24 protein-coding genes are annotated in these 22,006 nt (G+C 38.7%); 5 read left to right on the top strand and 19 right to left on the bottom strand.

The genetic code is table 11. From position 1 onward, the window contains the following. Positions 1 to 76: 76 nt before the first annotated feature. From hypE to TTE_RS00605, 14 genes are all read right to left on the bottom strand, one after another. Positions 77 to 1,066 (bottom strand): hydrogenase expression/formation protein HypE, encoded by a 990-nt coding sequence (hypE, locus tag TTE_RS00670; protein WP_009611047.1) that lies wholly within the window; start codon positions 1,064 to 1,066, stop codon positions 77 to 79. Positions 1,067 to 1,077: 11 nt separating this feature from the next. Further along, entirely contained in the window at positions 1,078 to 2,139 is a 1,062-nt protein-coding gene (hypD, locus tag TTE_RS00665; RefSeq protein WP_011024639.1) for a hydrogenase formation protein HypD, read from the bottom strand. Next, on the bottom strand, positions 2,114 to 2,356 hold the full coding sequence (locus tag TTE_RS00660; RefSeq protein ID WP_011024638.1) for a HypC/HybG/HupF family hydrogenase formation chaperone: 243 nt from the start codon (positions 2,354 to 2,356) through the stop codon (positions 2,114 to 2,116). Before TTE_RS00660 ends, hypD begins: the two co-directional genes overlap by 26 nt. Positions 2,357 to 2,358: 2 nt before the next feature. Then, on the bottom strand, positions 2,359 to 4,614 hold the full coding sequence (gene hypF, locus TTE_RS00655; protein WP_011024637.1) for a carbamoyltransferase HypF: 2,256 nt from the start codon (positions 4,612 to 4,614) through the stop codon (positions 2,359 to 2,361). Beyond that, positions 4,572 to 5,228 (bottom strand): hydrogenase nickel incorporation protein HypB, encoded by a 657-nt coding sequence (gene hypB / locus TTE_RS00650; protein ID WP_009611046.1) that lies wholly within the window; start codon positions 5,226 to 5,228, stop codon positions 4,572 to 4,574. The genes hypF and hypB overlap by 43 nt, the downstream gene beginning before the upstream one ends. 1 nt (position 5,229) lies before the next feature. Continuing rightward, on the bottom strand, positions 5,230 to 5,574 hold the full coding sequence (gene hypA, locus TTE_RS00645) for a hydrogenase maturation nickel metallochaperone HypA (RefSeq protein WP_011024636.1): 345 nt from the start codon (positions 5,572 to 5,574) through the stop codon (positions 5,230 to 5,232). Position 5,575: 1 nt separating this feature from the next. Further along, positions 5,576 to 5,947: a 4Fe-4S binding protein gene (locus TTE_RS00640; protein ID WP_011024635.1), complete on the bottom strand. Its 372-nt coding sequence runs from the start codon at positions 5,945 to 5,947 to the stop codon at positions 5,576 to 5,578. Between the two features lie 9 nt (positions 5,948 to 5,956). After that, the gene (locus tag TTE_RS00635) at positions 5,957 to 7,039 is read right to left on the bottom strand and encodes a nickel-dependent hydrogenase large subunit (RefSeq protein ID WP_011024634.1); all 1,083 of its coding nucleotides are present in this window, start codon (positions 7,037 to 7,039) and stop codon (positions 5,957 to 5,959) included. Then, complete coding sequence (locus TTE_RS00630) at positions 7,032 to 7,409, bottom strand: NADH-quinone oxidoreductase subunit C (RefSeq protein WP_011024633.1); 378 nt, start codon at positions 7,407 to 7,409, stop codon at positions 7,032 to 7,034. Before TTE_RS00630 ends, TTE_RS00635 begins: the two co-directional genes overlap by 8 nt. Then, positions 7,406 to 7,873 (bottom strand): NADH-quinone oxidoreductase subunit B family protein, encoded by a 468-nt coding sequence (locus TTE_RS00625; RefSeq protein ID WP_011024632.1) that lies wholly within the window; start codon positions 7,871 to 7,873, stop codon positions 7,406 to 7,408. Before TTE_RS00625 ends, TTE_RS00630 begins: the two co-directional genes overlap by 4 nt. A 5-nt stretch (positions 7,874 to 7,878) precedes the next feature. Beyond that, positions 7,879 to 8,730 carry a respiratory chain complex I subunit 1 family protein gene (locus TTE_RS00620; RefSeq protein ID WP_011024631.1) on the bottom strand — a complete coding sequence of 284 codons (852 nt, stop codon included), beginning with the start codon at positions 8,728 to 8,730 and terminating at the stop codon, positions 7,879 to 7,881. Continuing rightward, complete coding sequence (locus tag TTE_RS00615; protein ID WP_011024630.1) at positions 8,727 to 10,613, bottom strand: NADH-quinone oxidoreductase subunit 5 family protein; 1,887 nt, start codon at positions 10,611 to 10,613, stop codon at positions 8,727 to 8,729. The genes TTE_RS00620 and TTE_RS00615 overlap by 4 nt, the downstream gene beginning before the upstream one ends. Before the next feature lie 168 nt (positions 10,614 to 10,781). Then, positions 10,782 to 12,260 (bottom strand): AAA family ATPase, encoded by a 1,479-nt coding sequence (locus TTE_RS00610; protein ID WP_011024629.1) that lies wholly within the window; start codon positions 12,258 to 12,260, stop codon positions 10,782 to 10,784. Between the two features lie 28 nt (positions 12,261 to 12,288). Then, positions 12,289 to 12,795 carry a hypothetical protein gene (locus tag TTE_RS00605; RefSeq protein WP_009611174.1) on the bottom strand — a complete coding sequence of 169 codons (507 nt, stop codon included), beginning with the start codon at positions 12,793 to 12,795 and terminating at the stop codon, positions 12,289 to 12,291. A 122-nt stretch (positions 12,796 to 12,917) separates the two neighbouring features. Between TTE_RS00605 and TTE_RS00600 the strand changes: the two genes are divergently transcribed. Continuing rightward, positions 12,918 to 13,280, top strand: coding sequence for a NifB/NifX family molybdenum-iron cluster-binding protein (locus TTE_RS00600; protein ID WP_011024627.1), 363 nt, complete (start codon positions 12,918 to 12,920; stop codon positions 13,278 to 13,280). A 293-nt stretch (positions 13,281 to 13,573) separates the two neighbouring features. Here TTE_RS00600 and TTE_RS00595 read toward each other — a convergent pair whose 3' ends face one another. Further along, positions 13,574 to 14,707, bottom strand: coding sequence for an Mrp/NBP35 family ATP-binding protein (locus tag TTE_RS00595; RefSeq protein WP_193328914.1), 1,134 nt, complete (start codon positions 14,705 to 14,707; stop codon positions 13,574 to 13,576). Between the two features lie 60 nt (positions 14,708 to 14,767). Between TTE_RS00595 and sigI the strand changes: the two genes are divergently transcribed. The 4 genes from sigI to TTE_RS00575 all read left to right on the top strand — a co-directional run bounded on the left by sigI (position 14,768) and on the right by TTE_RS00575 (position 17,890). Next, positions 14,768 to 15,424, top strand: a complete 657-nt coding sequence (sigI, locus tag TTE_RS00590; protein WP_031314232.1) for an RNA polymerase sigma factor SigI — start codon at positions 14,768 to 14,770, stop codon at positions 15,422 to 15,424. Beyond that, positions 15,421 to 16,317 carry an anti-sigma factor domain-containing protein gene (locus tag TTE_RS00585; RefSeq protein ID WP_011024625.1) on the top strand — a complete coding sequence of 299 codons (897 nt, stop codon included), beginning with the start codon at positions 15,421 to 15,423 and terminating at the stop codon, positions 16,315 to 16,317. The genes sigI and TTE_RS00585 overlap by 4 nt, the downstream gene beginning before the upstream one ends. Further along, positions 16,317 to 17,543, top strand: a complete 1,227-nt coding sequence (locus TTE_RS00580) for an S-layer homology domain-containing protein (protein WP_011024624.1) — start codon at positions 16,317 to 16,319, stop codon at positions 17,541 to 17,543. The genes TTE_RS00585 and TTE_RS00580 overlap by 1 nt, the downstream gene beginning before the upstream one ends. 104 nt (positions 17,544 to 17,647) lie before the next feature. Further along, positions 17,648 to 17,890: an HPr family phosphocarrier protein gene (locus TTE_RS00575; RefSeq protein ID WP_011024623.1), complete on the top strand. Its 243-nt coding sequence runs from the start codon at positions 17,648 to 17,650 to the stop codon at positions 17,888 to 17,890. Between the two features lie 294 nt (positions 17,891 to 18,184). Here the strand turns inward: TTE_RS00575 and TTE_RS00570 are convergent, their stop codons facing one another. The 4 genes from TTE_RS00570 to TTE_RS00555 all read right to left on the bottom strand — a co-directional run bounded on the left by TTE_RS00570 (position 18,185) and on the right by TTE_RS00555 (position 22,001). Continuing rightward, a complete protein-coding gene (locus TTE_RS00570) occupies positions 18,185 to 19,159 on the bottom strand; it encodes a hypothetical protein (protein ID WP_009611173.1) in 975 nt (324 codons plus the stop codon). Positions 19,160 to 19,230: 71 nt separating this feature from the next. Next, positions 19,231 to 20,037, bottom strand: coding sequence for a 16S rRNA (adenine(1518)-N(6)/adenine(1519)-N(6))-dimethyltransferase RsmA (rsmA, locus tag TTE_RS00565; protein ID WP_011024622.1), 807 nt, complete (start codon positions 20,035 to 20,037; stop codon positions 19,231 to 19,233). 38 nt (positions 20,038 to 20,075) lie between these two features. Beyond that, positions 20,076 to 21,092: a ubiquitin-like domain-containing protein gene (locus tag TTE_RS00560; protein ID WP_011024621.1), complete on the bottom strand. Its 1,017-nt coding sequence runs from the start codon at positions 21,090 to 21,092 to the stop codon at positions 20,076 to 20,078. Positions 21,093 to 21,230: 138 nt separating this feature from the next. Further along, entirely contained in the window at positions 21,231 to 22,001 is a 771-nt protein-coding gene (locus TTE_RS00555; protein WP_011024620.1) for a TatD family hydrolase, read from the bottom strand. Positions 22,002 to 22,006: the final 5 nt, after the last annotated feature.

Here is a 22,006-nt window from a genome sequence, read left to right as displayed (position 1 = left end):
AATGTTTACATTATTCTATCACAATTTACATGGTTACTTCAATAAGAAATGGAAAATATCTCTATCTTGAACTCATCTAACATATCCTGGGCAGTAATTCCCCTATAGGTCTATCTACAATCCTTGATGTGCCGTAAATTGTGTTAATCGTCACAAGTTTTGAGTCATTGACCTCTCCTATTATCTCTGCATCTTTGCCATATTCATGGGACTTCATAATCTCCAACGCTTTTTCTGCGTAATCTCTTTCTACAACTACAACCACTTTCCCCTCATTGGCAAGGTGCAAAAAGTCAATGCCCATAAACTCACAGGCAGATTTAACACTTTCTTTAACAGGCAGCTTCTCCTCGTATATCTTTATTCCCACCCCACTCATCTTGGAAATTTCGTACAAAACTTCCGCCACTCCACCCCTCGTAGGGTCTCTTAAAACCTTTATAGCCTCCCCCAAAGTCATAAGCTTCTCAATAAGACCGTTTAAAGGAGCAACATCGGAAAAAATAGGAGTGTCAAATTGAAGTTCCTCTCTTGCGCTCATTACAGCCATCCCATGGTCCCCTATAGTTCCAGAGATTAAAACTATATCTCCCGGTTTGGCATTTTTTATCGACACATTTGCTCCCTCATAAAGCACCCCAATCCCTGAAGTGTTTATAAAAATTCTATCTACACTGCCTTTTTCAACCACTTTGGTGTCTCCTGCAACAATTTTCACTCCAGCTTCTTTGGCTGCCTCTGCCATTGACTTCACAATTTTTTTTAAGTCTTCTACAGGAAAACCTTCTTCTATTATGAAAGCAGCGGTTAAAAACAAAGGCTTTGCCCCCCTCATAGAAGCATCATTTACAGTGCCGCACACTGCAAGCTTTCCTATGTCACCTCCTGGGAAAAAAAGAGGTTTTACTGTGAAGCTGTCTGTTGTAAGTGTTATGTTGCCAAAAAGAAGAGCAGCATCTTCCATTGCTCTTATATATTCATTGTCAAAGGCATCAGCAAACACTTCTTCAATTAACTTTTCCATCATTGTCCCGCCGCCACCGTGGGACAATAACACCCTTTCCATTAAATCACCTCTTATGCGCCATACTTGTAAAACGCTGCACAGGACCCTTCCGAAGACACCATGCAAGGCCCAACCGGATTGTCTGGGGTGCAGACTCTACCAAATAGCGGACATTCATTTGGATATATGCGCCCTTTTAGAACATCTCCGCATCTACATCCCTTTATCTCTATTTCATCTCCAACAGGCTTTATGTCAAATTTTAAGGCTGCATCAAAGTCTTTGTATTTGTCCCTTATCTTAAGGCCTGAACCTTTTATCTCGCCAAGCCCTCTCCATGTGCTGTCACAGGGTTCAAAAACTTCTTCAATTATCTTCTGCGCTTCAATATTTCCTTCTTCTTTCACAACCCTTTTGTACTGGATCTCAATTGTAGGATTTTTATAATTTTTTAAAAGCATTACTATGCTCATCAAAATATCTTCTGCCTCAAAACCTGATATCACACCACCTACTCCAAACTCTCTTGGCAAAAACTCATATATGCGGCTTCCTGTTATTGCACTCACATGTCCCGGCAGTAAAAATCCCTGAACATTAGAACCCCCTACCAGAAGAGCTCTTAAGGCTTCAGGCATTGTCTTGTGAAGCGAATACACACTGTAATTTTTTATTTTTCTCTCTTTTGCCTCTTTTATCGTCAAAGCCACTGTAGGGACAGTGGTCTCAAAGCCTATACCTATGAAGACAACTTCCTTTTGCGGATTCTCCTCTGCGTACTTCAAAGCGTCCAAAGGAGAGTAAAACACTCTTACCTCTTTCCCTTTAGCTCTTTCCTTCTGAAGGGAGGACTTATTCCCTGGAACTCTTATTAAATCCCCAAAAGTGGCAATCACTATATTTTTATTTGAAAGCTCTATCACTGCGTCTATTTCGTTCTGGGCAGTCACGCACACGGGACACCCGGGTCCTGATATGAGCCTTATGTTTTTAGGGAGAACCTGCCTTAAGCCAAATTTTGAAATTGCCATCGTGTGAGATCCACACACTTCCATTATGTTAAAAGGGATACCCGGATTTAGTGTTTCAATGGCTTTTTTGGCTTTTTCAACTATTTCCCTCTGCTGCATCATTTAAAACCTCCATAAGCTCATTCCAGAGCCCTCTCTGTGCTTCTGCCTCTTCTTTATCCACTATGCTTATTGCAACTCCTGCGTGCACCATTACATAGTCTCCTACTTTGACATCTGGAACCATTTCGATAGAAACCCTTCTTATTACTCCTCCCAATTCTGTCTCTGCAATTTTCCCTTCAATTTTTAAAACTTTTGATGGAACTGCAATACACACCTTTATCCCTCCAGTATTTTATTGGCAATAACCGCCTGTCCTAAAGAAATTCCTCCGTCATTGCAGGGTACTTTGCTGTTTGAATAAACTTCAAAACCTGATAGTGAAAGTTTTTCTATTAGCCTCCTCAAAAGGTACCTGTTTTGAAAACTTCCACCACTTAGCACTACTTTGTTTATTCCTGTTTCTTTTCTTATAAGATTGGCTAAATCATAAGTAAAATTGACAACTGTGTTGTGAAATTTAGCCGATATATAGCTTTTTTCAAAGCCCTTCATGTAGTCTTCATAAATTTGCCTTAGAATAAGCTCAGGGTCAATTACATATCTATCTTCTTTTAGAATTTCATACTCGTAATATTCCTCACTTTCAGCCATTAAACTCTCAAGCTCCATAGCCGCCTGCCCTTCAAATAGAACTTCTTTTCTCACACCAATCAGTGCCGCTACTGCATCAAAAAACCTTCCCATGCTTGAAACATAAGCTGTGTTTATTTTTCTATCTATCTGCTTTAAAATTATGTCAAGTTCTCTTGAGTCAACTTGTTCGACAAAATTCTTGTAAAAGCTAATATTGTCGAAAATGAACCCTAAAGCTGTTCTGTATATCTTTTTTATTGCCAGTTCATTCCCTGGAAGTGGTTTATACTTTAAGTGAGCGATTCTCTCAAAGCTCTTTAAATCGCATACCAAAATTTCAGCTCCCCACACATTCCCATCTGTGCCGTATCCTGTGCCATCATAAGCTATCCCAATTACTTTTTCATCCAAATTGTGCTCTGCCATGCAACTGGCAATGTGAGCATGGTGATGCTGAACTTCAATTTTAGGCAAATCAAGAGATTTAGCATACTGCGTCGACAAATATCCTTTGTGCATATCATGGGCTACTACCTCGGGGTCTACTCTAAAAAGCTTTTTATACCTCTCTATTTGCTCAATGTAATAATTAAAAGCCTTTTCATTGTCCAAATCTCCAATGTGATGGCTTATAAAGGCGTAATGCCCTTTTGTCATGCAAAAAGTGTTTTTGTAAAAGCCTCCAACAGCCAGTATACTAGCTTTTACCTCTTTTTTTAACAGAATCGGTTGAGGCGCATATCCCCTCGCCCTTCTTATTATCCTCTCTGCGCCCGCATTAAAAGAAGTAACAGAATCGTCTATCCTGTTCACTATATCCCTGTTATTTAAAAGAAACACATCAGCAATATCTTTAAGCTTTTCTAAGGCCTCTTCATTGTCCTTGCATATAGGCTCTTCACTTACATTTCCACTCGTCATCACAATAGGAAAGTCAATCTCCTCCATCAAAAGGTAGTGAATAGGAGCATAGGGAAGCATAACTCCTAAAGTATCCAAGTCATCCGCTATCCCTTTTGCAAGCTTTTCTCCCTTTTTCTTTAAAAGCACAATAGGCCTTCTCTGACTCAAAAGAAGCCTCTCTTCTTCAGGGGAAACTATGCAGTACTTTTTCACTTCTTCAACATCTCTCATCATAACAGCAAAAGGCTTGCCATACCTTTTTTTGCGTCTCCTTAAAGTGGCAACTGCCTCATCGTCCAGGGCATTTACTGCCAAGTGAAAGCCTCCAATGCCTTTAATCGCAACAATTTTCCCTTCTTTTAAAGCCTTTGCAACACATTTTATCTCATCATCAAAGCATCCTTCGCCAACAAAGGAAAGAGAAGGACCACAGTCAAAACATGCAACAGGCTGAGCATGAAACCTCCTGTCATGGGGGTCATGGTATTCTCTGCTACACTTTTCGCACATCGGGAAAACCTTCATAGAAGTCTTTGCCCTATCATAAGGAATGTCTTCAATTATAGAAAATCTAGGCCCGCAGTTGGTGCAGTTTATAAAAGGATATCTGTACCTTCTGTCTTTCGGGTCTTTTAACTCCCTTAGGCAGTCTTCGCAGACCCCCATATCAGGAGATACAGGCACAAATCCTCCATCCTCTTTGCTTCCCACAATTTTAAAGTCTTTGTATTCTTTTACTTCTACTTCTCTTACCTGTATTTCATCAATTACTGAAAGAGAGGGAGGATTTTCCTTTATCTCTCTTATAAAAGCTTCTATGTCCTTTTCTTCTCCTTCTACTTCTATATATAGACCTGAGGAGTTGTTGTAAACTATTCCTTTTAAATTGTATTTCTGGGCAATATTAAAGACAAAAGGGCGAAAACCCACGCCCTGTACAATTCCAAAGATATTTATTTGCCTTGCCTGAATTTGTGGTACTCTTCCTCTAACCATCTTGCAAATTCACCAAATCCTTCCCCTGTTCTTGCAGAGACTTCAAAAATTGGCGCTTCTTGATTTAATGCTCTAACACCATCATAGAAAAACTTTCTGTCAAACTCAAAATAGGGAAGCATGTCAATTTTATTCAGTACAACTGCCTTTGCCTTGCTAAAAAGCGCAGGATATTTGTATGGCTTGTCATCCCCTTCCGGAACATTTGCCATAGCTAGTTTAAAGTCTTCGCCTAATTCAAAAGCAGAGGGGCATATCAAGTTCCCAACATTTTCAATAAAGACTATGCCATTGTCAAAGTTTAAAGCCTGAAGGGCTTTATTGACTGATGCTGCGTTTAAGTGACAAGCCCCTCCTGTGTTTATCTGCACAACCGGGATATTTCTCTCAGCCATTTTTCTTGCGTCAATGTCTGATGTAACATCTCCCTCAATTACCGCACAGGGTACCTTCATGTGCTCTATCGCTTTTATTATAAAGCTGGTCTTGCCTGCACCCGGCGAACCTATCAAATTCACCATCAAAATATTTCTCTCATCCTTAATAGCCTTGTTTTCGGAGGCTATATTTTTATTCGTCTCTAAAACATCTCTTATTATTACAATTTCCTCCATGCTATTCCACCTCTATGCTCTCAATATAAAATTCTTTCCCCCTCTTATCAATTAGTACTCCCTGCCCTCCGCATACAGGACACTTAAAAGTGAAATTGGACCTTTCAAACACATTGCCACATTGAGTGCATTTAAACTGCGCTCTTACTATCTTAAAGACCAATTCTGCACCTTCTGCAACAGTATTTTCTGTCAGTATATCAAAGTAAAATTTCACACTTTCGCTCTCAATCCCAGTCAATTCCCCTATAACTACTGTCACCTTTGTGACTTTTTTGACTTTTCTTTTTTCTGCTTCCTCTACAAGCATATCAACTAAGCCCTGTGTCACAGACAGCTCATGCACTTTATATTCCTTCCTTCTCCTCTTTTTCGGCTGAAGCTTTGGTCTCTTTTTTCTGGACTATCACATATTTCTCGTGAGATATGGGCCTGTATTCTTTTAGCATAATCAAAGACTTGGTAGGACAAGCGTCCACACAAGCCCCGCAAACTATGCAGGCAAAAGGCTCAAACTTCCATGTCCCTTCCTTTCTATCCACCTGTATGCAGTTGGAAGGGCATACTCTCTGGCAGATCCCGCACAGAATGCACTTTTCTATGTCGTTTTCTATATGACCTCTCGTTCCCTCGAAAGGTTCCCTCTTCTCAAAAGGGTATCTCCTCGTAGCAGGCTTATGGGTAAGGTTATAAACCACATTTTTGAGCATTGAAAGCATTTTTCTCCCCTACCTTTCCGTACAGCTGATACATGGGTCAATCGTCAGAACCAGAACAGGCACGTCTGCCAAAGTACAGCCCGGTAGCATGTGCAGAAGAGCAGCCAGATTCGCAAAAGTGGGAGTCCTTATCCTCAATCTATCCAAGTATTTGCCTCCATTTGACTTGATATAGTAAAATACTTCTCCTCTGGGCTGCTCAGCCCTTTCTATGACCTCTCCTGCTGGCAAATTGGGTTTTACTTTGACATTTATTTCACCTTCTGGCATCTTGCTTATAGCTTGCCTCACAAGGTCAATAGACTGGAACATCTCCCTTAGTCTGACGAGAGTTCTTGCATAGGTATCCCCATCTTTTTCAACAACTGGTTCAAAGTCTAAATATTTGTAAGCAGCATATCCCAAGGTTCTAGTATCTATTGGAACTCCACTTCCTCTCAAAGTAGGCCCTACTGCTCCCAGCATATAAGCCTCTTCTTTTGAAAGGACTCCTATCCCTACAGTTCTCTTTTTCAAAGTGTAGTTATCTCTTACTATCTTTTCAATCTCTTTTAGCCCTTCCTCTACCTCTTTAAGCTGGGCAAGCACCCATTTGGCCTGCTCACTGTCAATATCTCTTCTCACACCGCCTACAATATTGACAGAAATCACAACTCTATTGCCAGCCGTAGCCTCCAATATGTCCATTACCTTCTCCCTTATTCTCCAAGAAAGCATAAACAGGTTTTCAAACCCAAAAGCATCTGCTAAAAGGCCAAACCACAAAAGATGGCTGTGAATCCTGTGAATTTCAGCCCAGATGACTCTCAAAAACTTTGCCCTTTCCGGAACGTCAATCCCAATCAATTTCTCCACTGCCTGGCAATAAGTCTCTCCATGTATAGCACTGCAAATGCCGCATATGTGGTCAACTACATAAACCATCTGATTAAAGTCCCTTTTTTTCACAAGAAGTTCTAAACCTCTGTGAACATAGCCAAAAGCAGGATACGCTTCTACTACCTTTTCGTCTTCTACTATCAGTTTAAGATGTATAGGCTCAGGCAAAACAGGATGCTGTGGCCCAAAAGGTATTGTGCTCTTCTCACTCATTCTTATCACCTTTGTCCCTTCTCATAATTTCTATGCTAGCTTGTGGAGATATTGGAGCAAATTCTCCCAAAAACAAAAGCCCCTGAAAATCTAAAGCTAAATTTTTAAACCTCAAGCCAAACATTTCATGTATTTCATTCTCAACAGGTATTGCAGCAAAGTACACCTTTGAAATGCTTGGCACTTCCTCCTCCGGAGAAACATAAGTGTGAAAGCTTTCAAGCTCACTATCCTTCTCAAAAGTATAAATTATCCTGAATTTTCCATCTTCTTCAAGACATGTCTCTGTCACAAACCTGTATCCATTGTCGTAATAATACTTTGCCTCTTTTTCAACCTCTTCCAACTTAACTTCCCTCGTCTTAATCATTTTAACACCTCTTCAGCTTTACCCATTTTTTTATATTTTTCCTTTAAAATCTCTGTGGCCTTGTAAAGGCCGTCTATTATGGCTTCCGGTTTAGCAGGACAGCCAGGAACATATACATCAACAGGGATTACCTTGTCAACTCCTCCCAAAACATTGTAAGTATCTCTAAAAACTCCGCCAGTTGCCGCACAAACTCCAACTGCTACTACCACTTTAGGCTCTGGCATCTGGTCGTATATGTTTTTGAGCACATCCTTATTTCTAGTATTTACAGAGCCTGTAACCACCAAAATGTCCGCATGCTTAGGATTGCCCACATTCATCATTCCAAATCTTTCCATATCATATATAGGTGTCATACAGGCTAAAATCTCAATGTCACAGCCATTACAGCTGCTCGCGTTGTAGTGCAAAACCCAAGGGGATTTTTTAAAAGATTTTTCTATAAACTCCTTTAAACCCATTTTCCTCATCTCCTAAAGTAGATATAAGCTATATTTACAATAGTAAACAGTATGCTTATAGTCCAGCTGAAAGCCAGCATCCACTTAACTGTCATCCTTGCAGTTATATTGTCAAGCACTATATCTAAAAAGAAAGTCAAAAGAGCAATTAGCGCCCCTATGAGCAAGTTTTCAGACCACAAAATCGCTATCATCATGAGTATGAGGACCATCTCGTACCAGTCAGCAATGTGGATTAAAGCGAGATACGGTCCCGAATAATCTGTCAAAATGCCTCTTACCAGCTCCTGATGGGCGTGTTCTGATGCTGACAAGTCAAAAGGAGATTTCTTAAGCTTTATAGTCAATACCAAAGCCAGGAGTATAAACATAAGAGGCAAGTCCAAAAGAAGCCTTCCGTGAGTCATTATCTGTCCTATGTTAAAGCTTCCCGTTGCATTGTACAAAGCTATTGCAAAAAATATGAGCATTGGCTCATAGGCCAGCATCTGCATGAGCTCTCTCTGGGCACCTACCTGGCTATACGGCGATTTAGTCGAAAGAGCACCTGCTATATAAAACACCAGTCCCACAGACATTACAAACAAAATCATTAAAAGGTCTGCTTTTATCGCAAAAAGTCCTACAGATAAGATTGCCGTCAAAAGGTACATATATGCAGAAAAAACCTGAAAATTATTCACAAGTATTTTTTGTTTATATAAAAGCTTAACTATATCGTAAAAAGGCTGCCATATGGGAGGCCCATATCTTCCCTGTATAAAAGCTGTTAACTTTCTGTCAATACCACTTAAAAAACCACCGATTATTGGAGCCAAAATTACAGCTGCGACGAATATTAGTATTTCTTTAATCATAAAATAGCACCTCCCAGAATAACCGCAATCAGGGCAATAGAGACGTAATTAAAGTACTTTGTCAAAGTCTTCTCTGTGGCAAAAGTAGTTAGATAGTAGTTTTTAACATCAAAGCTCTTTTCTTCTACATAATTAAGCCCTGCATTGTAAGGAGTAACTTTTACAGCCGTCTTTGAAGCTTTTTGGATAGATATCAAAGACAAAACTATAGCCAATCCTATTGTGAGGAAAATAGGATAAATCATAAATCCTCCGCTAGCCGTGTACAAATAACCTCTCGCAGCTTTTAAAGCCACATCCATTTTCATATTTACAATCTGAGGTATCACCAGCATGTTGTAAAGGCTCACAATCATAAGGCTTAAAATCACTGCCAAACCTGTTAAACTATACAGAGATATCCCAACTGGAACATCCATACGTTCCTGTTCTTTCTTTGTGAAATAAGTGCCTGATAGGATATTCCCTATCCACCTTGTGTAATAAAGCACTGTAAGAGCGCTTCCTATAGCCAGTATGATGGATATAATTATACTACCCGCAGCGACCTCCAGTATGAGCCACTTTGACACAAGCATCCCAAATGGAGCTGCCATCAGCGTGAGTATCCCAACAAAAGTTATAGAAGTCGTTACAGGCATTTTGTTTATTAAGCCCTTCATATCTTCTATGTCTCTGCTTCCAATGTGCTGTTCAATAGTCCCAACGCTCAAGAAAAGAAGTGCCTTGGATATAGCATGGAATATCAGAAGCAGTATAGCCGCAGCAATAGCACTGGAGGTATTTATTCCAATGCTCGCAATCATAAGGCCCAGGTTAGAAACCGTAGAGTACGCCAGTATTCTCTTGGCATTGCTCTGGCTCACAGCTAAAAAGGCAGTAGCTAAAAAGGTAAAGGCCCCGTACACCGCTATAAAATCGCTCAGCAATGTGCCTCTGAAAAGGGGTGAAAATCTAAGTAAGATATATATTCCCGCTTTAACCATCGTGCTGGAGTGCAAAAGTGCAGATACAGGAGTAGGCGCCACCATCGCCCCTAAAAGCCAGCTCTGGAAAGGCATCTGAGCTGACTTCGTAAATGCTGCAAAAGCTATGAAAAACATCGGCAAAAGTATATAAGATGCGTTTTGTATCTTCAAAACCTCTACCAGAGAGATGGTGCTGTAATTTGCATAGATAAATATTATTCCAAGGAGTAGTGCAAAACCTCCCATCATGTTAATCCACAAAGCCCTTGCAGCATTTCTAATAGCTTCCTCTGTCTGGTCATGTCCTATCAGGAGGAAAGAGGAAAGCGTTGTAACTTCCCAGAAGAAGTACATCCACATTAAATTGTTTGAAAGCACTAAACCGTTCATTGCTCCCAAAAACACCAAGATAATAGCGAAAAATCTTGGCTGTCTTGTAGGGGATACGTGGAGGTGTTCTTCGTGATGGTCCATGTAGCTAAAAGCATAAAGAGCTATTAGCGAGCCCACAATTGAAATAATCAGATTCATTATGATGGCCAGCTCATCCACAAAGAACATCTCCATCTCATGCTCTTTTAGCATAAAAAACTCGAAATAGATGAGCGGAATCAGCTGCAATACTGCAAAAAATGTGGCTCTCCATTCTTTAATTTTAAAGGAGATATAAATTACATAGACTAGCAGCACAAAATCTGCTATCTTAATAGCCACATCCAGTATACCGTAGAAGTCAGATGCAGTAAACACATCTGGAACTTTTAAAGTTCCCAGCAAAACCAAAGATGATAAAACGATTACAGCTAGAGCTACAGCAATAAAACCTTTTCTAATGTTAGATTGCCTCAGAAAAAGCACAACTACTCCTGCTGCGATTGGGAACAAAATGCTCAACAAAAGCAGATTTGATTGCATACAAACACCTCACCTATTCTACACATTGTATACAGGATTCTAATTAATTGATAAACCTTCTACAATGATTATAAAGTTTTAAAACTACAAAGTCAATAATAATAAAGAACTTTTATCACAAAATAGTTGTTATTATTTTAACAAACGAGAGTAAAAAAACAGCTTTACTTAAGCCAAAACTTCCTCCTTATTCAAAATCTCTCTCAACTTTTCCCCCGAAATAGCTTCTTCTTTCTTAAGAAGTTCAGCCACTTCTTTTAACTTTTCAAGCCTTCTTTCGAGGATCTCCTTCACCTTATCCTCTAAATTTTTTACAATCTTGTTTACTTCCTCATTCACTTTTTCTTTTGAAATATCCTCTTTACTCACAATCCCCAGATCAGAAAGCCCTGTAAACACGATTTTTTTAGCAATATCCACAGCCTGCTCAAAGTCATTGGCAGAACCCGTGCTCCTCCCCCCTAAAACCAAAACCTCTGCAACTGTACCTCCTAAAGCCACCATTATGTCCTTTTCCAGCTGTTCCTTGGTGTATATGAGGAGGTCCTTTTTTTCTGCTTGTCTTACAAATCCTAATGCCCTTCCTCTTGGCACAATTGTAATTACAGCAACAGACCCTGGGTTTACTTCTTCTCCAACTATAGCATGTCCTGCTTCGTGAACAGCAATTCTGTAAAGTTCCTCCTCTGTAGGCTTTCTGTCACTCTTCTCCCCCAGTATAACTTTATCTATAGCCTCTTTGAAATGCTTTTGCAAAATTGAAGGGGAACCGTCTCTTAAAGCCAAAATTGCAGCTTCATTGCACAAATTTTCTAGATGAGCTCCAGAAAAACCAAAAGTGCTCTCTGCTATTTCCTCCAAATTCACATCCTCTCCTAAAGGCTTATTCTTTGTGTGAATCTTTAAAATCTGAAGTCTGCCGTTTTTGTCAGGAAGGTCCACCACAACCTGTCTGTCAAAGCGCCCTGGCCTTAAAAGCGCAGGGTCCAGAAGGTCCGGTCTGTTAGTCGCAGCTATGACCAAAATATTTACATCCCCATTATTTTTGATTCCATCCATTTCCACTAAAAGCTGATTAAGGGTCTGATCGTATTCGTGGTGGCTTTCATGAGTACCTCTTTTCGCCCCCAATATGTCAATTTCGTCTATGAAAATTATAGCACTGTTTTTCCCTTCTTTTTTGGCTAAGCTTTTTGCTGTTTCAAAAAGATGCCTTACTCTTTGAGCTCCAACTCCCGCATACATCTCTATGAACTCGCTGCCAGAAGTAGCTATAAAACTGGAATTCGTGTATTTTGCAGCAGCTTTAGCAAGCAAAGTTTTCCCCGTTCCAGGAGGCCCAATAAGCAATATCCCCTTGATAGGTCGTATTCCCATCTGAGCTATTTTTTCTCTATTTACAACAAAATCTAAAGCCTCTTTCAATTCAGAAATGGCCGTATTTTGCCCTCCAATATCCTCAAAAGAAACTTCCGACTCTGGATTTACAATATTTTTATTCGCAGGAACTAAACCTCTATTTTCTATAAGATGGCTCAAAAGCAGAAAAGCAGCCATCAAAAAGACAATAGGCATCACATTAATACCCAAAAACGCAGCAAATATTGTAAAAGCAATAGCTATCCCAAGCAAAATCTCTCTTACCATACAAATTCCCCCTTGGCTTTTCAAGCAGTCACCGCGCAATTACCTTGTAAAGATAATGGGAATCATCCCTCAAATCGATGTAAATATTGTGCTCGTCTATATACACCTGGGAAGTTATTCCATTTTCTTGAGAAAGTTCTTTTACAAAATCATACATCTTAAGGTAATCTCCCTTTTGGATGGCTTCATAAAGAGCAAACTGCAGGTTATAATAAACATTATTCAGTCTTTCGTCTGAATTGTCAAGAATAAAAAGATTTATTTTTACAGGGTATTTTTTTATTTTCTCCTGTATCTCTCCGTAAGTTTCCATCAAATTTTCAACTCTATCCAATTTGACTTTCACATCGTAGCCTTTATCCCCTGCAATTATTGTCACATCTTTAACAAACTTTACCGACTTTAAATCTCTTGAAATTCTTTCAGGAATAAGTTTATTCTGGTATATTTGAAAACCTATAAACAATCCTCCAAAAGCTACTGCAAAAGTCAATATCACAACCTGCCATTTTATCCCTTTCAGCAACCGCCTCACTCCCCGAAAGATATATTTGTATTATATCACAGAGGATATACCAATACAATATTTAAAAAATTTCCTTTATCATTTTGTTTTTTTTGTAAAAAGCGCTACAATAGAAAAGGGGTGGTTTTATCATGAGAATAGCCGCTACAATTACAGAAAAAGGGTATATTGAAAAACTGCCAGATGGACCTCATATAGTCATTTTTGACACAGAAAAAAATCAAACAGAAAAATATGACAACCCGGGATACCACTTAGAAGAAAACAGGCGAAGCACTGTTGTAGATTTTCTCTTTGAAAAAAATGTGGATGTAGTAATAACTGTGCCGGAAGCCTTTTGCAGCATCTCTTATGGAAAAGCAAGGCAGAAGGGCTTAAAATTTATAAGGCTTAAAGAAAGCATGCCTTACGAAGAAGTCATCAAAGATTTATCTTCTCATCTAGAAAGACTGACAGATAATATACCTGAAGATGAACTTTTTAAGAGGATATAATATTTAAAAGAGCCCCTTATTTCAGGGACTCACAAACTGCTGACAAAATTAAAGAGGTGGCATTTTGTGTGTAAATGCGACTTGTTGCCAAAGCGGCAACTAAACTTGGCGAACTTGAGGAGCGAAGGCGGAGCGAGTGAAGCGAGCGGCCACCTGAGCCCGAAGGGCGAATTGGCCGGTACCCCGCCTGAGCCCGAAAAGTGAGCCTTAGTTTAGTCGCTTTGCAACTCTGGAGCATTAACACAAAATGCCACCTAAATAAGAAGGACTTTGTCAACAGTCTGAGAGCCCCCTTATTTTAGGGGCTCTTTTTCATGCCTTAAAGGCCTTACTTTTTCTACAATTTTCTCAGCTAATTCAACATAGATTGCTCCTTCTTCAGTGTCATCAAGAGCAGGTGGAATGCCTTCATCGCTTAACTCCCTTATCTTCACCACTATTGGGATTCTCGCCAGTATTTCTGTCTGCAAAGCTTCTGCCAGCTTTTCAGTCTCTCCTTCTCCGAAGATATTGTACCTCTCGCCACACTTAGGACACTCAAAATAAGACATGTTTTCTACAATCCCTATAACCTCTACATTGACCTTTTTCGCCATATGTCCTATTCTTCCTGCAACGTGGGAGGCAGATGCTTGAGGAGTAGTAACAAGAATAAATTTTGCCTCAGGCAGCCTTTGCATTACAGTAAGGGGTATGTCTCCCGTGCCTGGCGGCAAATCTAATACCAAGTAATCCAAATCTCCCCATAAAACCTCATTAAAAAACTGGTCTATTACTCCTGTCAAAAGGGGCCCTCTCCATATCAAAGGCGTATCTTCATCGACAAAATTTCCCATAGATATAATTTTCAGGCCAAATCTTTCAATAGGCAAGACAGTGTGTTCGTCCAAAGCGTAAGGCTTTTCTCCTACAATGCCCAAAAGCCTTGGCACACTAGAACCCAAAATATCCGCATCCAAAAGTCCTACTTCAAAGCCTAACCTTGAAAGAGCAACAGCCAAATTTACTGCAACAGTGGATTTGCCTACACCACCCTTGCCGCTTCCTACCACTATAACTCTGGTATTCTCGAAAAGGTTTTTCTTCTCCTCCTTGAGCCTTCTTGCTAAATCCTGCCTTTCCTCTTCCGTCATGGCCCCAATGTTTACCACAACTTCTGAAACTCCTTCTATTTTTGATATTTCTTTGATAGCATTGTTTTTTATCTGGTCGCGAAGAGGACAGCCTTTCACGGTCAAATTTATGTCAACTGTAACCTTATCCCCTTCTATCTCAATATTTTTAACCATCCCCAAATCTACTACATTTCTTCTAAGTTCTGGGTCATACACCTTTTTTAGTGCCGATAATATCTGCTCTTTTGTAATCAATTTTATACCCCCTATTGGTACTTTTTTGTTGACAACTATATTATAATATATAATCATTACTAATAGAATACCCCTAAAAATTTTCTTCAATTCGAATAATATAGTGGGGTGGTTGATTTGGACATAAACGAAAGAGTGTACATAGCCAAAAAAGACCCCTCTGAAAGAGAAAAACTGATAGAAGAATATACCCCTTTCATAATAAAACAAGTTTCTCACTTTGCCAATAAATACATTGACGAACAAAACAGCGATGAACTAAGCATAGGTTTAATAGCCTTCAACGAGGCGATAGACAGCTTTGACATCACAAAAGGCTCCTTTTTGAATTTTTCCAGTTTAATTATAAAAAGGCGCATAATAGATTTCTTGCGTCAAAATCAGGACCTAGCTTATCCTCTTGATGTATACCCAGAAAGAGAATCTGACTATGAGATTGAAAATAGAAGGCTTGAGATGCTCTCCTTTGTGAATCTGCTAAGCCTTTACGGCATTGAAATAGAAGACCTTGTAAGACAATCTCCTAAACACAGGGAAACCAGAAAATTGGCCTTAAAAATAGCTCGCACAATATGTGAAAATGAACACTTGCTTTCTTACCTTAAAAAGACAAAAACCCTACCTGTAAAAGAATTAATTGAACTTTTAAGAATAAGTCGAAAATCCATTGAAAAATACAGAAAATACATAATCGCCCTCGTGATAATACTCTCCGAAGACCTTCCTATTCTCAAAGAGTACATAAACTTTGAAAGTGAGGTGGCAAAAACATGAAAGCCGTAGTAATTAAAAAAGAAAAAGACAAAGCATACCTTTTAACAGCAGACGGGCAGTTTATAGCCTCAAAAAAATTTAAAGATGCAGAAATAGGTGAAACTGTCGAAATCTTGCACAAAAATTTCTTTTCACATCCCGCAGCAAAAATTTTAATAGCCGCCTCCGTAATAATTGCTCTTTTAGTTTCTGTATTAACTTTCAGAGCTCCTGAAGTATACGCTTATGTCTACATAGAGATAAATCCCAGTATAAAAGCGGCTGTCGACAAAAATGGAAAAGTTATTTCTGCCATTTCCATGAATGAAGAGGCTAAGAAAATTTTAGAAAAAATACCTTACAAAGGCTTGGACATTTCGACTTTTATAGTTAAAACTGTTGAAGAATCTGAAAAAATGGGGTTTTTAAGAAAAGATGGCGAAGTCATAATAACCACTATACCCTTGAAAGAATCGAAAATAGTTGAAGAAAAAGTACAAGAAGCAGTTGAAAATATAAAAAAATCCAAATCAGCCTTAAAATTTGAAGTTAACGCAAAAGAAGAAAAAATACAAAAAACAGAGAAAAAAAATTTAAAAGAACCGAAGGACGACAAAGAAAATGACAAAAAACAGGATAAAAAGTTAAAAACAAAACCTCCTGTCAAAATAACTAATACAGAGCCTAAAAATGAAGTTACAAAAGATAAACAAGAAAAACAAAAGATAAAAGTAGAGGTACCTGTAAAAATAACAAAGCCTGATAAAGAAGTACAAAAAGAAACTACCGAAAAACCTAAAGAAGAAAATAGTGAAAAACAGGAAAAAAGTAAAATGAAGGATAATAACAGTAAAAATGGCAAAAATGAGAAGGGTGAAAACGACAATAAAAATAAGAAAGAGGTGAAAAAGTGATGTATAAATACCTAAAATCATTCATTTTTACAATTATAATCTTTTCTCTCCTTTCTTTTACAGTAACTTTTGCAAAAGCACAAACCTCTTACTCTTTTGATGATATAAAAGAGTACAAATGGGCGATAAAAGCTGTTGAAAAAATGCATGCAAAAGGGATAATAAAAGGGGTAGGTGATAAAAAATTTGCCCCATCAAAACCTGTCACCCATTTAGAAGCACTTGCCCTAATTTTGCGCACCTTGGGATACGAAGAAACTTCCGAACTTCCCAAAGAATACAAGGGAAAAGTCCCTGCATGGGGGAAAGAATTCATAGGCTTAGCGTATGAAAAAGGGCTTGTAACTTCGGAAGAACTAAAAACATTCAACCCTAATAAAGATGCAAAAAGATACGAAATAGCAAAATACTTAGTGAGAGCTTTAGGACTGGAAAAAGAAGCAAAACTCAATATGAATCAGAAGCTTCTCTACAAAGACTGGAAAGCTGTCCCCAAAGATTCGAAAGGATACATGTATGTGGCAGTTAAAGAAGGGCTCATAGTAGGTGACGGTAAAAATTTGAAACCGAATGAACCTGTCAAAAGAATTGAAATGGCTGTAATACTAGAAAGGCTAGATGAAAAAATAGGAAATACCATATCATCTGGAAAAGAAGTAATAGGAACAGTATATCAAGCAGATGAAAGCTCTATTACAGTAAAGGTCGGCAACTTATTGAAAACTTTCCCAGTGATTAAAAATGTCCCTGTATTTGATGGAAATGATTATCTTAAAATAGACTCTTTAAAGAAAGGCTATACAGTGAGATTGATATTAGATGGCAAAAACAATATAATATTTGTAGAAGTTTTAAATAAAAACAGTGAGGAAGTGATTCCTATTCAATTAGAAAAGGCCATAAGCCTTCCCCAAAATGTCTTAAATCTTGTTGAAAGCTTAAAAGAGACACAAAACGTAAAGCTAGTTGAAGAAAATGGAACTTACTACATTATTGCCACACGCGGAATGATGCGGACAGGAGGATACAGTGTAAGCATAGAGAAAGCCCAAATAATAAAAAGTGAAAATAAGACCACCCTCGAAGTGGAAATAAAATATCAAAACCCATCAGAAAATGCTATAGTAACTCAGGCAATAACCTACCCTTATGATGTAAAAATGTTTAAATATGACGGAAAAATTGACGACATAAAAATCCTCTACAAGTACAATTTAGCCCCTTAGGAAAGGGGCTAAATTTTTGCCAAAAATTTTGTGAAAACGGTCAATTGATTAAATTGTTTAATTGATGTACTATAGTTACTAGATTGCAAGAGGAGGAAATACATATGAAAGAAATAAAAGTAAAATTAAGCACCATTGAAAGTGTAAAGCGCTTTGTAGAAAAAACTTCAAAATACCCATTTGAGATTGACGTAGTATCTGGAAGATACGTGATTGACGCAAAGTCTATAATGGGACTTTTCAGCTTAAATTTAGAAAATGTGCTTACAGTTGTGGCTCATACTGACAATGAAGAAGAGATGAAAAAACTAGAAGAAGATTTAAAAGAATTTGCAGCACAAAATTAAAGGGGCTTTATTGCCCCTTTCAGTTTGTTGACAAAACCCATATTAATTTAAGTGGCATTTTGTGTTAATGCTCCGGAGTTGCAAAGCGACTAAACTAAGGCTCACTTTTCGGGCTCCGGCGGGGTCCCGACCAATTCGCCCTTCGGGCTCAGGTGGTCGCTCGCTTCGCTCGCCCCGCCTTCGCCCCTCAAGTTCGCCAAGTTTAGTTACCGCTTTGACAACAAGTCGCATTTACACACAAAATGCCACTTTTAAACTTTGTCAACAGTCTGAAAGGGGCTTTATTGCCCCTTTTTAATTTTGTATTATAGGCGGAGGAGTGGGCTCTATAGGCACCGCAATCTGCCCTGTTTTTGCATCTATGTGCATAAGCCAATACCCCTCATCTCTCGGCCCCCTGAAACCTTCTCTTACAGGTTTCCAAACCACAAAGCCCGTCATACCTGCAAAAGGCTGATCTGAAAGGGTGAAAAATCCTGGCATCCCATAGACGATATACTTTAAATCCCCTTTCTCGTCCTTCACAAAACCCACAAGGTAATGGTCAAAACTTCCCTCTCTGTATCCAGTCTTTACTTTCCACCACCTGTAGCCTTCCAAGTTCTTTTCAAAAGGCTGCACTTCCTCCAAAAAGTTTACTATGTTGTTGACATATTCTTTCAAATACTTTATATAGTCTGCTTCTTCTTTATTTTCTTCTTTTTTACTATATTCTTCTAAATTTTCTTTTAGTGCATCTTCCTCAGCTTCAATCTTCTCATAGACAGTTTCCGGAGCTGGTGAAACCTCAACTTTCTTCTCTTCAACTGTTTCTTCTTTATGGGTTTCACTTTCTTCGCTCTCCCTTTTAATTAAATATTTTCTGTAAGCGCTCTTCCAATTTGAGCTTTTTTTGTTCATTTGAGAAACAAGAGGCACCAAAAACTTCTCTCCGTCATGCGCTTCTACTAAAATAACAGAAAATTCCTCCCATTTAAGACCTGAACCCTTTACATCCTCCAAATCAAAAGTCCACTCTCCTCCACCTCTTCCCTTGTCATCCACTTTCAAGGCTCCAAAATCCACCACAACTACATCCCCGTTCGATTTCAAAAGCTTCAAGTTATAGGAATAATCAGGATTAAGGTTTTGAAGGGCAGCAGTCACTCTCCCTCTATTCCCTCTAAATTCTAATTTTAGATATCCTGAGACTTCCTTCCCTTCAAAAGAACATCCTTTGTCCTCTGGATTTAATACTATATAAGAACGCTTGTATATATTCACTGGCATTTGCTTAATCCCCCTCATTTCACTAAAAATCCATTGCCGCACTACATATTATGAAATGAGGGGAAATATTATTACTCTTTTATGAGAAGATAAAGTGCATTTGCCAAATTCGCAAACTGATCTATTGAAAGGGTTTCCCCCCTTGCCTGAGGGGAAATTCCAACTTTTAAAAGAGTTTCATGTAAAACTTCTTTTGAAAAGCCGAGAACTTTTAAAGAGTTGGACAAAACTTTTCTCCTTTGTCCAAAAGCTGCTCTTACAACTTCAGAAAAGAGCTTTTCGTCTTTAACTTCTACTAAAGGCTTATCGTAAACTTTCAATTTCAAAAGAGAAGACTCCACTTTCGGAGGAGGCACAAACACCTTCGGAGGAAGGTTAAAGAGTATTTCCGGTTTTGCTTTGAAATTTACAAAAACAGTAAGCATACCGTAGTCCTTTGTGCCTGGTAAAGCGCATATTCTCTCAGCAACTTCTTTTTGAACAAGCACAGTCATCTCTTTTACCAATTTGCAGTCAAGCATTTTCATTATTATAGGTGAAGTTATGTAATAGGGGAGATTGGCTACGACTTTAAAGGAATTTCCGTCAAAATGCTCCTGAGCAATTTCTAAAAGGTCAACTTCTAGTATGTCTTCATTTATGATGACCACATTTTTATAGATTTTTAATTTTTCTCTACTCATCTCAAAAAGCTCTTTATCTATTTCAAAGGATACAACTTTTTTAACCTTTTTGGCAAGTTCCTCTGTCAGCCCCCCATGCCCTGTACCCACTTCTAGCACAAAGTCCTCTTCTCCTACTCCTGAAGCTCTCACAATTTTTGAAAGAAGATTTTTGTCAAATATGAAATTTTGACCCCATTTCTTTTTCGCCTTCATATCTTCACCTCAAAAAATCAGGCAGGGAAGCCCCTGCCCTACTGAAGAATGTACACTTTGACGTATCTTCTCCCCCAGTTTCTGACCTCTTCTCTGGTAGGAAAATACACGTCAATTCGATTGCCCTTTATAGCCCCTCCAGTATCAGCTGCAATGCAAAAGCCGTATCCTTCTACATACAGCCTCGTTCCTAGCGGTATAACTCTGGGGTCCACAGCAACTACTCCCCTTCTCGCCACCATTCCACTCGCAGTAATGCCGTAGTCGGGGTCTCCAGGCTTTTTACCTGTGCTCTCTTCACTGCTGTCATAAGCTGTAGCTAGCATTGTCTTCACTTCTCTGTATCTTACGATTTCTCCTCTAGAAGTAGTAAAAACCCCTAAAGTCCCAACTCGTACGATCTGGGGAACGGGGTTTTTAATCACTTTTTCTTCAATTACGTTTCGCGCTACTTCTTTTCCATTCTCATAAGTGACTTTTATAACTTTTACTTTTTTCCCCATTTCCCCTTGTTGGGCTATTCTAGTCTGACCCCTTTCCATCGTATAGTCCTTCACTGTCTCTATCTGATACGGTATATCTATTTCTTCAGTTATAATCTTCTCCGTCACCTTTGTGATGTCGATGTACATGTAAGCAAATACAGGCGTATCCAAAGTCATGTTGATTTTGTCCTGTGGCCCCAAAGCTATCCCTCTCTCAGAAAGCAGGTCTTTTATAGTAGAAGCTGCTGAGTATATATTTTCTACTTTCCCTCCTACATTTAGTGTAACAGGCACTGCTCTTTTGATGGTTATCGTCATCCCATTTTTAAGCCGCGTATTAAGAGAGGGTTTGACCACATCTTCCTGCCTTAGTTCAATGCCTCTTTCCTTTAGCAAATCTCCTACTGTGGATGCAAAGGTAGTTATCACTATTTTTTTATTTTCATCCTGAAGGGTTATTTCCTTTCTCAAATTCACATAAGCCAAAAGGCCAATGGCCGCAAAAGCGACTGCTACCAGTGTTACAAGGGCAACCGGTTTTAGTCGCCTTCTAAGGTCATCTGTATCCATCCCATACCCTCCTGTTAAAAATTTGGTTTAGGGGAGTCGTAAGTAATTTTAATGCAATTAAATTAATTTGTCAAATTTTTATACACAATTTTTCAGTTATGTAATTATTATACGCAATTTTCACACTTTTGATACCTATCAAAAACAGGAGGGCAAATTGAAAAGCTTTATGGCATTTTGCGAGGTTGTTTCACAAACTTCTTCAAAACTTATACCTTTTATTTCAGCAATTTTTTGTGCTACAAATTTAACATATGTGGGCTTGTTTCTCTTACCTCTGTAGGGCTCAGGAGTCAAATAGGGACTATCTGTCTCAATCAAAAGCCATTCAAGAGGAACTTCTTTTGCAACCTCCCTAACTTTTTTAGCGTTTTTGAAAGTGACAGTTCCTGAAAGAGAGATGTAAAAATTCATACTTATCACTTCTTTTATCATCTCGACACTACCAGAATAACTGTGAAATACCCCTTTTAAATCCTGTGTCCATTCTTTTTTCAGTATTTTTAAGATATCCTCATGGGCGACTCTGTCGTGAATTACAATGGGAAGTTTAAGCTTTTTTGCGAGCCTTATCTGCTTCACAAAAGCCTCAATTTGAAATTCTTTAGGAGGGTCACCGTAATAATAATCCAAGCCAATTTCTCCTATAGCCACCACTTTATCCTCAAGAGCCAACTTCTCTATTTCCTCTATTTTGTCTTTTTCTCTTTCTGCATCATGAGGGTGAATGCCCACAGTTGCGTATATAAAATCGTATTTGTGGGCAAGTTCAATGGTCTTTTTAGAAGTCAATATATTGGACCCCACATTTATTAAAAATGTGAGGTCCTTTTTGCACTCCTCAATCACTTTTTCCCTGTCTTCATTGTATTTCTCATCCTCAAGATGAGCGTGAGAGTCTATAAGCAATTTTA

This window comes from Caldanaerobacter subterraneus subsp. tengcongensis MB4, from assembly GCF_000007085.1.
In the GTDB taxonomy this organism is placed as follows: domain Bacteria; phylum Bacillota; class Thermoanaerobacteria; order Thermoanaerobacterales; family Thermoanaerobacteraceae; genus Thermoanaerobacter; species Thermoanaerobacter subterraneus.
Note: the sequence above shows the minus strand (reverse complement) of the source record. Positions and strands in the feature narration are given on the sequence as shown.

What these genes read in the sequence shown, in the direction of transcription:
- hypE (WP_009611047.1), bottom strand. Translation starts at nt 1,066, where the DNA reads ATGGAAAGGGTGTTATTGTCCCACGGTGGCGGCGGGACAATGATGGAA.
- hypD (WP_011024639.1), bottom strand. Translation starts at nt 2,139, where the DNA reads ATGATGCAGCAGAGGGAAATAGTTGAAAAAGCCAAAAAAGCCATTGAA.
- hypF (WP_011024637.1), bottom strand. Translation starts at nt 4,614, where the DNA reads ATGGTTAGAGGAAGAGTACCACAAATTCAGGCAAGGCAAATAAATATC.
- hypB (WP_009611046.1), bottom strand. Translation starts at nt 5,228, where the DNA reads ATGGAGGAAATTGTAATAATAAGAGATGTTTTAGAGACGAATAAAAAT.
- TTE_RS00640 (WP_011024635.1), bottom strand. Translation starts at nt 5,947, where the DNA reads ATGCTTTCAATGCTCAAAAATGTGGTTTATAACCTTACCCATAAGCCT.
- TTE_RS00635 (WP_011024634.1), bottom strand. Translation starts at nt 7,039, where the DNA reads ATGAGTGAGAAGAGCACAATACCTTTTGGGCCACAGCATCCTGTTTTG.
- TTE_RS00630 (WP_011024633.1), bottom strand. Translation starts at nt 7,409, where the DNA reads ATGATTAAGACGAGGGAAGTTAAGTTGGAAGAGGTTGAAAAAGAGGCA.
- TTE_RS00625 (WP_011024632.1), bottom strand. Translation starts at nt 7,873, where the DNA reads ATGGGTTTAAAGGAGTTTATAGAAAAATCTTTTAAAAAATCCCCTTGG.
- TTE_RS00620 (WP_011024631.1), bottom strand. Translation starts at nt 8,730, where the DNA reads ATGATTAAAGAAATACTAATATTCGTCGCAGCTGTAATTTTGGCTCCA.
- TTE_RS00615 (WP_011024630.1), bottom strand. Translation starts at nt 10,613, where the DNA reads ATGCAATCAAATCTGCTTTTGTTGAGCATTTTGTTCCCAATCGCAGCA.
- TTE_RS00610 (WP_011024629.1), bottom strand. Translation starts at nt 12,260, where the DNA reads ATGGTAAGAGAGATTTTGCTTGGGATAGCTATTGCTTTTACAATATTT.
- TTE_RS00600 (WP_011024627.1), top strand. Translation starts at nt 12,918, where the DNA reads ATGAGAATAGCCGCTACAATTACAGAAAAAGGGTATATTGAAAAACTG.
- TTE_RS00595 (WP_193328914.1), bottom strand. Translation starts at nt 14,707, where the DNA reads ATGATTATATATTATAATATAGTTGTCAACAAAAAAGTACCAATAGGG.
- TTE_RS00585 (WP_011024625.1), top strand. Translation starts at nt 15,421, where the DNA reads ATGAAAGCCGTAGTAATTAAAAAAGAAAAAGACAAAGCATACCTTTTA.
- TTE_RS00580 (WP_011024624.1), top strand. Translation starts at nt 16,317, where the DNA reads ATGTATAAATACCTAAAATCATTCATTTTTACAATTATAATCTTTTCT.
- TTE_RS00575 (WP_011024623.1), top strand. Translation starts at nt 17,648, where the DNA reads ATGAAAGAAATAAAAGTAAAATTAAGCACCATTGAAAGTGTAAAGCGC.
- TTE_RS00570 (WP_009611173.1), bottom strand. Translation starts at nt 19,159, where the DNA reads ATGCCAGTGAATATATACAAGCGTTCTTATATAGTATTAAATCCAGAG.
- rsmA (WP_011024622.1), bottom strand. Translation starts at nt 20,037, where the DNA reads ATGAAGGCGAAAAAGAAATGGGGTCAAAATTTCATATTTGACAAAAAT.
- TTE_RS00560 (WP_011024621.1), bottom strand. Translation starts at nt 21,092, where the DNA reads ATGGATACAGATGACCTTAGAAGGCGACTAAAACCGGTTGCCCTTGTA.